The 7,930-nt window shown below is 65.9% G+C and carries 9 protein-coding genes; 5 read left to right on the plus strand and 4 right to left on the minus strand.

Going from position 1 to position 7,930, the window contains the following annotated elements; all coding sequences use genetic code 11:
- Positions 1 to 658: polyprenyl synthetase family protein (locus tag Q7T84_RS16190; protein ID WP_304810879.1), on the minus strand; the 658-nt coding region annotated here is incomplete at its 3' end.
- Between the two features lie 211 nt (positions 659 to 869).
- Here Q7T84_RS16190 and Q7T84_RS16195 point away from each other — a divergent pair.
- Entirely contained in the window at positions 870 to 1,583 is a 714-nt protein-coding gene (locus Q7T84_RS16195) for a tRNA1(Val) (adenine(37)-N6)-methyltransferase (RefSeq protein WP_304810881.1), read from the plus strand.
- Here Q7T84_RS16195 and Q7T84_RS16200 read toward each other — a convergent pair.
- Entirely contained in the window at positions 1,580 to 2,407 is an 828-nt protein-coding gene (locus tag Q7T84_RS16200) for an acyl-CoA thioesterase II (RefSeq protein WP_304810867.1), read from the minus strand. The two genes, Q7T84_RS16195 and Q7T84_RS16200, sit on opposite strands and share 4 nt — an antisense overlap.
- Positions 2,408 to 2,536: 129 nt before the next feature.
- On the opposite strand from Q7T84_RS16200, the gene Q7T84_RS16205 reads away from it, so the two are divergent.
- Positions 2,537 to 2,959, plus strand: a complete 423-nt coding sequence (locus Q7T84_RS16205; protein ID WP_304810869.1) for a VOC family protein — start codon at positions 2,537 to 2,539, stop codon at positions 2,957 to 2,959.
- Here the strand turns inward: Q7T84_RS16205 and otsA are convergent.
- Positions 2,956 to 4,356: an alpha,alpha-trehalose-phosphate synthase (UDP-forming) gene (gene otsA, locus Q7T84_RS16210; protein ID WP_304810883.1), complete on the minus strand. Its 1,401-nt coding sequence runs from the start codon at positions 4,354 to 4,356 to the stop codon at positions 2,956 to 2,958. The genes Q7T84_RS16205 and otsA overlap by 4 nt on opposite strands.
- A gap of 392 nt (positions 4,357 to 4,748) precedes the next feature.
- Between otsA and Q7T84_RS16215 the strand changes: the two genes are divergently transcribed.
- Positions 4,749 to 5,444 (plus strand): M23 family metallopeptidase, encoded by a 696-nt coding sequence (locus Q7T84_RS16215; protein ID WP_304810871.1) that lies wholly within the window; start codon positions 4,749 to 4,751, stop codon positions 5,442 to 5,444.
- Positions 5,445 to 5,510: 66 nt separating this feature from the next.
- On the opposite strand, the gene ilvC is transcribed toward Q7T84_RS16215, so the two are convergent.
- Positions 5,511 to 6,530, minus strand: coding sequence for a ketol-acid reductoisomerase (gene ilvC, locus Q7T84_RS16220; RefSeq protein WP_304810873.1), 1,020 nt, complete (start codon positions 6,528 to 6,530; stop codon positions 5,511 to 5,513).
- Between the two features lie 203 nt (positions 6,531 to 6,733).
- On the opposite strand from ilvC, the gene Q7T84_RS16225 reads away from it, so the two are divergent.
- Together Q7T84_RS16225 and thyA are read left to right on the plus strand one after the other, a co-directional pair.
- Complete coding sequence (locus tag Q7T84_RS16225; protein WP_304810875.1) at positions 6,734 to 7,288, plus strand: DUF924 family protein; 555 nt, start codon at positions 6,734 to 6,736, stop codon at positions 7,286 to 7,288.
- A gap of 93 nt (positions 7,289 to 7,381) precedes the next feature.
- Positions 7,382 to 7,930, plus strand: a 549-nt coding sequence (gene thyA, locus Q7T84_RS16230) for a thymidylate synthase (protein ID WP_304810877.1), incomplete at its 3' end; no start/stop codon positions are given.

The raw sequence follows: 7,930 nt of genomic DNA on the forward strand, positions 1-7,930 counted from the left end.
CCTTGCTGACGCCGCTGTAGTCCAGGCTGTCGTCCACCAGCTGGAAGGCGACGCCCAGGTCCTGTCCGTATTTGCGCAGGGCCAGGCACTGCTCGGGGCTGGCCCCGGCGGAGACGGCGCCAGCCTCGGCGGCGGCGGCGAACAGCTCGGCGGTCTTGGCCTTGATGATCTCCAGGTACATGTCCTGGTGCAGGTTCAGGTCGTGGGCGCGGGTCAGCTGCAGCACCTCGCCCTCGGCGATCACCCGGCTGGCGCGGGCCAGGATCTCGAGCGCCTGCATGGAGCCGGCCTCGACCATCAGTTCAAAGGCGCGGGCGAACAGGAAGTCCCCCACCAGGACGCTGGCCGGCGCGCCCCAGATCAGGTGAGCGGCGACCTTGCCCCGGCGCAATTGCGAGGAATCTACGACGTCGTCATGCAACAGGGTGGCGGTGTGGATGAACTCCACCGCGGCGGCCAGCTTCAGACAGGCGTCATCCTGCGCGCCGGCGACACGCGCCGCGGCGATGGTCAGCAATGGCCGCAGACGCTTGGCCGATCCGCCGATCAGATGTTCGGCCAGGGCGGGGATAACCGAGACGGGGCTCTGCATCCGGTCGCGGATGAGCGCATCGACCTTGGCCATGTCGGGCCGCGCGAGTTCCAGGAGCCCGTCGATGGACACGGGCTTTTCACGGGCGATCGCAGCATTGACGACGTCCAAGCTATCGAAACTCCAAGGCGTTACACGGCGCCGAACAGGGCCGTCATTTGCGGGCGACAATGGTCACGGGTAAGACCAGGGTCAAGGCGGGCTAGGCTGTCTCTAGGCGTAAATGGAACCGACGTCACACCCCTTGCTGACAGACAGCTTCACCGAGGATCGCCTGATGGGCGGCAGGATCGTCCTGCGCCAAGCGCAGGACGGCTATCGCGCCGGCATGGACGCGGCTCTGCTGGCCGCCGCCTGCGACGCCGGCATCGGGGCGCGCGTGTTGGAGGCGGGCTGCGGCGCGGGCGGCGCCCTGCTGACAGCGGCGGCTCGCAGACCCGGCGTTCACTTCACCGGGATTGAGCGCGATCCGGCCGCCGCGGCGTTGGCCAGCCACAATGCTCAGTTGAATGGACTGCAAGATCGGATCGAGATCCGGCAGGGTGACGTGCGGCGATCGTTCCGCACCCTAGGCCTTGAGCCTTTCGATGCGGCGATGAGCAACCCGCCCTTCTTCGACGACCCCGGCGCTTTACGCGCCCCCGCCGCCGCCAAGCACGGCGCCTGGATGGCCGAGGGCGGGCTTGGGGTCTGGACGAGCTTCTTGCTGAAAGCGGTTCGTGAGGGCGGCTCGATCACCATCATCCATCGCGCCGACCGATTGGCCGACATCCTGGCGCTGCTCGCCCCCAAGGCCGGGTCTTTCCAGATCCGGCCGATCCAGCCTCACGCCGACGCACCCGCCAAGCGTGTGCTGGTCAGGGCGCTCAAGACCGGCAAGGCGCCGCTGCGACTGCTGCCTGCCCTGGTGCTTCACCCCCGCGACGGCGCCAAGCACACCCCTGAGGCCGAGGCCATCTTCCGCGGCGAGGCGGACCTGCCCTGGCTCTAACCCTTGAACCAGACCACTTGGTTCGAGACCGCCAGAAGCTGCCCCTCATCGGACCATAGCTCGGCGCTCTGGTCGTTGAAGCCGTGGCGGAAGACCCGTGCATCGCTGACGCCCAGCACCGGCCGCGATCCCTGCCGCGCCAGCGCGGCCTCGTCGGCGAGAAAATAGGTCGAGAGCGACACCGTGGCCACCGGCGGCACGTCGCCCCGCACCTGCAGGATCTTCACCACCACCGAATCGGCGATCGCCGCCAGGGCGACATAGTCGAGCGGTCGGCGCGGCTCGTCGCGGATCCAGGTCTGCGACACCGCCGAGGCCGGCGCCTCGGCGCTGCCCCCTCCCGGCGTGGGCTCGCCGCGCACATAGCGAAACTCATAGCGCGCGCGCCAGCCGCCCCGCCCCGTTGTGTCCAGCACCGGCGTCCGCTCGGCGGGCGGAACTTCCGGCGGCGCGCCCGGCGCATGGCTCCAGGTCTCGCGCTCCGCGCCGGTGACGGCGCTGGAGGTGGTGGCGATCTTGCCGCCTTGCGACAGCTCCACCTGCCAATGCTGGGTCGAGCGGCCGTCGCGCACCAGGCGAACCTCGATGTCGAACGGCCCCTCGGCGACCGCCCCGCAGAAATTGACCGTCTGGGCCACCGGCCGGCCACGGCGCTCCGGGTGATCCAGCACCGCCTTCAGCATGACCGCGGCCGTGGCGCCGCCGAATGGGCCGGCCATGTTCCAGTATTCAGGCGTCGTCGCCCCGCGATAGAGGCCGGGTTCGACGGCCTCCAGGCGGACGGCGTGATCCAGGGGGTGCGGCGCGGTGATGGTCTCGGACATGATCCCATCCTGCCGCGACGCGCGCTGAACGTCGATAACCTACGAAGTCATCGCGTTTGCAAAGCTCGGAGTTTACAAAATGACGGCGGCATTTTAGAAAGTATTTAGTTGTCAAATGGAGGACGCCACATGCCGACCACGACCCTCCAGCCTCCGACGCTCGCCGGCTGCGTGCTGCGGGTGGCCAGACCTACCGACCAGATGGACGATGTCGTCGCCTTCTATCGCGACGGGTTGGGCTTTCCGGAACTGACCAGCTTCACCGACCATGACGGTTTCGACGGCGTGATCCTCGGCTTTCCCGGCGCGCCATATCATCTGGAATTCACCACCGCCCGCGGGCACGCCGCCGGCCGCGCGCCGACGCAGGACAACCTGCTGGCCATCTATGTCGCCGACCCCAGGGCCTGGAGCCGGATGATCGGGGTCATGACCCGCCAAGGGCATAGGCCGGTGGAGTCCTTCAATCCCTATTGGGATCGCGAGGGCGTGACCTTCGAGGACCCCGACGGCTATCGGGTCGTCCTCCACCAGGGGATCTGGCCCGTCTAGCCAGCGAGCCGATCGGCCGCGGCGGTGTCGCCCCTCAGGGCCGCCACATAGGCGTCGCGCCAGGCTATGACATCGGTCCGCTTCAAGTCGGCCATCAGCACGCTCCAGCGTGCGATCCGTTCGGCCTTGGGCATATTCAGCCCCTGGACGATCGCCTCGGCGACCTCTTCCCGGTTGAACGGATTGACGATCAAGGCCTGCCGCATCTGCTCGCTGGCGCCGGCGAACTCCGACAGAATCAGAACGCCAGGATCCTCGGGATCCTGCGCGGCCACATACTCCTTGGCGACCAGGTTCATGCCGTCGCGCAAGGGCGTCACCAGCCCGATTTTCGCGGCCCGATAGACGCCGGCCAGTTCGTCGCGGCGATAGGCTCGATTTACATAGCGGATCGGCACCCAATCCACCGTGGCGAAGGCGCCGTTGATTCGGCCGGTCACCGCGTCCAGCCGGGCGCGAATATCCTGATAGGCCCCAACCTCTTCACGACTGGGGGTGGCGATCTGCAACAGGAACACCTGCTCGCGCAGTTCTTCATGGTCGATCAGGGCCTGTTCATAGGCCAGGAAGCGCTCTTCCAGGCCCTTGGAATAGTCCAGGCGGTCGACGCCGACGATCATGGCGCGGCCACTCAGGCTGGCCTGCATGCGCTCGAATTCCGCCTGGGCGACCTCGTCTTGGGCCGAGGCCTCGAAGGTCTCGACATCCAGCCCGATCGGAAAGGCCCCGACCTGGACGGTGCGGCCAAAGGCATGCGCGCGGCGATCAGCGGTGATCGTTCCGCCAAGTTCGCCGGTGACATAGTCCTCGAAGGCGCTCGCCGAATCCTCGGTTTGGAACCCCAGCAGGTCGAAGTCGAACAGCGCCTCGACCAGTTCCCGGTGATTGGGAAGGGTCGCGAGCAGCCGGCGCGCGGGCCAGGGGATGTGCAGGAAGAAGCCGATCCGGTTTTTCACCCCGCGCCGGCGTAGTTCCTGAGCCAACGGCATCAGATGATAATCATGGACCCAGACCAGATCTTCCGGCTGGATCAGCGGCGCCAAGGCGTCGGCGAACCGAGCATTGACGCGCGCATAGCCTTCGCTGAACGAGCGCTCATAGGCGCTCAGGTCGACGCGATAGTGGAACAACGGCCACAGCGTCTTGTTGGCGTAGCCGTTGTAGTACTCCTGGCGATCCTGCTCCTCGAGGTCGATCGTCGCGACCGTAACCCCGCCGATCCGCTGCATCGAAAGCTGGCCGGTGTGCTCCTCGATGGTTTGACCGCTCCAGCCGAACCAGACGCCGCTGTGCTCGCGCAAGGCCGCGGCCAGGGCCATCGCCAGCCCGCCGACCGCACCGCTGGACGCATCGCCCGGCGGCTGCACGCGGTTGGAAACAACGATCAGCCGACCCAGTGGGAGGCCCCTTCCAGATCATGGAACATCAAGCCCAGGTCGAGGCGCGCAGCTTTCAACAATAGGAACAAGATTACAGAATTTCCCTCTATGGGCGCAGAATAGGTGTGGCCGCCGCGCAATATGCGGGACCACATTTTTGAACTATTCCCATGACATCAACGCGTCCAATACGGATTTGCTGAGGCTTTGCGCAGGGAACTTCTACCACATCTTGCGCTTGCGTCTGCCATCCTCACACACCTGTGACCTCAACCAGCGGCAACCGGTCACATCCGCATTTGGCGCCATACCCTCCATATCAGGCGCGAAGGGGGCGGTGACGCCAAGTTGGCGGCAAGAGCGGCGCAAGTCCGCTCAGCCGAAATATCGGGAATAGGATCGAACTCTGCATGATGCGAGCTATGACGCGGCCTGACGCCACGGTCTTTCAGACGTGGCTAACCCAGACCTGTGCGACCCTCGGCGCGGCGGTTGGTGTAGCAGTGCTGCTGCATGCCGGCGCGGCGGCGGCGGCCAAGCTCGACGTCAACTTCACCGGCGCCCACATCCCCACGTCCCTTCAAATGGCGACCACCTCCACCCCGGCCACGGTGAAGGTGTTGACCTGGCAGGGCGCCGACATCGACGGCGACGGGGCCCCCGACTTCGTCAACCCCACGGGCAAGGCGCCACGCCAGCATGACGCCTATGGCTATGGCGCGTTCGGCGCCTCGCGCGACGGCGGCTCGCGGCCGCATGAAGGGGTCGACTACATGGTCGACGCCGGCCAGGACGTCGTCGCGCCCGTCTCCGGCTTCGTCACCAAGATCGGCTTCGCCTATGCCGACGACGCCAGGCTGAAGTTCATCGAGATCACCAATCCGGCCATCGGTTACGTCGCGCGGGTCTTCTATGTCGATCCGTCCGTCGAGGTCGGAGACACCTTGCGGCTTGGCCAAGTGATCGGCCGCGCCCACGGCCTGGAGGCCAAGTATCCCGGCGGCATGACCGATCATGTCCATCTTGAGCTGATCGCGCCGAACCAGGCCCGCATCGATGCGACCCGGATGCTGGCCGAGCGCTATGTGACCCGGCTCGCGACCTAGGAGCCCAACAGAAAAGGCCCGGACTTGCGTCCGGGCCTTTCCGTCTAACCTGGCTGTGCGCCGCGCCTAGTTGCGCGCGGTGTCGACCAGCTTGTTCTTGGTGATCCAGGGCATCATGGCGCGCAGGCGGCCACCGACGTCCTCGATACCGTGCTCGCTGGCCCGACGACGGGTCGCCTTCAGGCTCGGCTGGCCGGCTTCGTTCTCGAGCATGAAGTCGCGCACGAAGCGGCCCGACTGGATGTCTTCCAGCACACGCTTCATTTCCGCCTTGGTGTCGGCGGTCACGATGCGGGGGCCGGTCACGTACTCGCCGTACTCGGCGGTGTTCGAGATCGAGTAGTTCATGTTGGCGATGCCGCCTTCGTAGATCAGGTCCACGATCAGCTTCACTTCGTGCAGGCACTCGAAATAGGCCATTTCAGGCGCGTAGCCCGCTTCGACCAGGGTTTCGAAGCCAGCGCGGATCAGTTCCACCAGGCCGCCGCAGAGCACGGCTTGCTCGCCGAACAGGTCGGTTTCGCACTCTTCACGGAAGGTGGTCTCGATCACGCCCGAGCGACCGCCGCCGATGGCCGACGCATAGGCCAGACCGAAGTCGAGCGCATTGCCCGTCGGGTTGGCGTGGATGGCGATCAGGCAAGGCACGCCGCCGCCCTTTTGATACTCGCCGCGCACGGTGTGACCCGGGCCCTTCGGCGCGATCATCAGGACGTCGATGCTGTCCTTGGGCTCGATCAGGTTGAAGTGAACGTTCAGGCCGTGAGCGAACAGCAGAGCCGCCCCGTCCCGGATGTTCGGAGCGATTTCTTCCTTGTAGATGCCGCGCTGCAGTTCGTCGGGCGCCAGCACCATGACGGCGTCGGCCCAGGCCGAGGCCTCGGCGACAGTCATGACTTTCAGGCCGTCGGCTTCCACCTTCTTGGCGGTGGCCGAACCCGGACGAAGGGCTACCACGACGTCCTTGACGCCGGAGTCCTTAAGGTTGAGCGCGTGGGCGCGACCTTGGCTACCGTAGCCTACGATCGCGATCTTCTTGTCCAGGATGCGGGCGAGGTCTGCGTCGCGGTCATAGTAGACGCGCATGATCATTCTCCTGAAGTCGAAGGTAGCTGCGGTTCCGCGCAACGGCACCGCAGCAAAGGCGGGGCTATGAAGGGGAATCTTGCGCGAACGTCAAGGGAAGCCCGACCATCTGCGGCGATATCGCCGCAAAAATACGCCGCAAGCCGCCGCTTGAACCAAACGCCAGCCTGTCCGACATAGTCGTCTGGCTTGGAGGGCTCCCCATGGCGGCGACACCGCAGGACGTAATCGGCTTCTGGCGCCTGGCGGGCCCGGAGAAATGGTTCTCCAAGAATCCGAAGTTCGACGACGCGATCGCGCTGAAGTTCGAACCCGTCCACCTGCGCGCCGCACGTGGCGAATATGACGGCTGGGCCGCCAGCCCGGAGGGGTCGCTGGCCCTGCTGATCCTGCTGGATCAGTTTCCCCGCAACCTCTACCGCAACTCCGGCCACGCCTTCGCCACCGACCCGAAGGCCCGGCAGATCGCCCGCACCGCCATCTCGGCGGGCCATGACAAACAGGTCGAGGCCAACCTGCGGCAGTTCTTCTACCTGCCGTTCGAGCATTCCGAAGACATGCCCGACCAGGACCACGCCGTCGCACTCTTCACCACCCTGCGCGAGGAAACCGGTGACGCCGAAGGCCTGAAGTGGGCCGAGATGCACCGCGACATTATCGTGCGCTTCGGCCGCTTCCCGCATCGCAACCCCTGCCTCGGGCGCACCACCACCCCGAACGAGCAGGCGTTCCTCGAGGAAGGCGGCTTCGCGGGCTGAGCCCGAATCCATCTGTGGATGACGCGAACCTAGATCCCAATCGTTCTACAGTATCGGGTACGAATCATCCCGATCACGAGAACGGGCCGCCTGATGAACGTCCACGTCGCCATCGCTGACACGACCGACGCCGCTCCGGCCGACCATCCTGAGCGCCAATATCTGACTCTGCTGTCCGATATCCTGGAGAACGGCGTCCAGCGGGGCGACCGCACCGGCACCGGCACGCTCGGCGTGTTTGGCCGCCAGATGCGCTTCGACCTGGCCAAGGGCTTCCCGCTCCTCACCACCAAGAAGCTGCACCGCAAGTCGATCATCCTGGAACTGCTATGGTTCCTGCGCGGCGACACCAATGTCCGCTGGCTGCAGGAACGCGGCGTCAGCATCTGGGACGAATGGGCCGCGCCCGATGGCGAGCTCGGCCCGGTCTACGGCAAGCAGTGGCGCTCCTGGACGGCGCCCGACGGCCGGGTGATCGACCAGATCGCCAATGTCGTCGAGAGCCTGAAGACCAACCCCAACTCGCGCCGCCACATTGTCTCGGCCTGGAACCCGGCCGACGTCGACGACATGGCGCTGCCGCCCTGCCATTGCCTGTTCCAGTTCTTCGTGGCGGACGGGAAATTGTCCTGCCAGCTCTAC

The sequence above is a fragment of the Phenylobacterium sp. genome (assembly GCF_030654915.1).
In the GTDB taxonomy this organism is placed as follows: domain Bacteria; phylum Pseudomonadota; class Alphaproteobacteria; order Caulobacterales; family Caulobacteraceae; genus Phenylobacterium.

Excerpts from the sequence above, each read along its gene's own strand:
- Q7T84_RS16225 (WP_304810875.1), top strand. The coding sequence starts at position 6,734 with ATGGCGGCGACACCGCAGGACGTAATCGGCTTCTGGCGCCTGGCGGGC.
- Q7T84_RS16215 (WP_304810871.1), top strand. The coding sequence starts at position 4,749 with ATGATGCGAGCTATGACGCGGCCTGACGCCACGGTCTTTCAGACGTGG.
- ilvC (WP_304810873.1), bottom strand. The coding sequence starts at position 6,530 with ATGCGCGTCTACTATGACCGCGACGCAGACCTCGCCCGCATCCTGGAC.
- Q7T84_RS16195 (WP_304810881.1), top strand. The coding sequence starts at position 870 with ATGGGCGGCAGGATCGTCCTGCGCCAAGCGCAGGACGGCTATCGCGCC.
- Q7T84_RS16200 (WP_304810867.1), bottom strand. The coding sequence starts at position 2,407 with ATGTCCGAGACCATCACCGCGCCGCACCCCCTGGATCACGCCGTCCGC.
- Q7T84_RS16205 (WP_304810869.1), top strand. The coding sequence starts at position 2,537 with ATGCCGACCACGACCCTCCAGCCTCCGACGCTCGCCGGCTGCGTGCTG.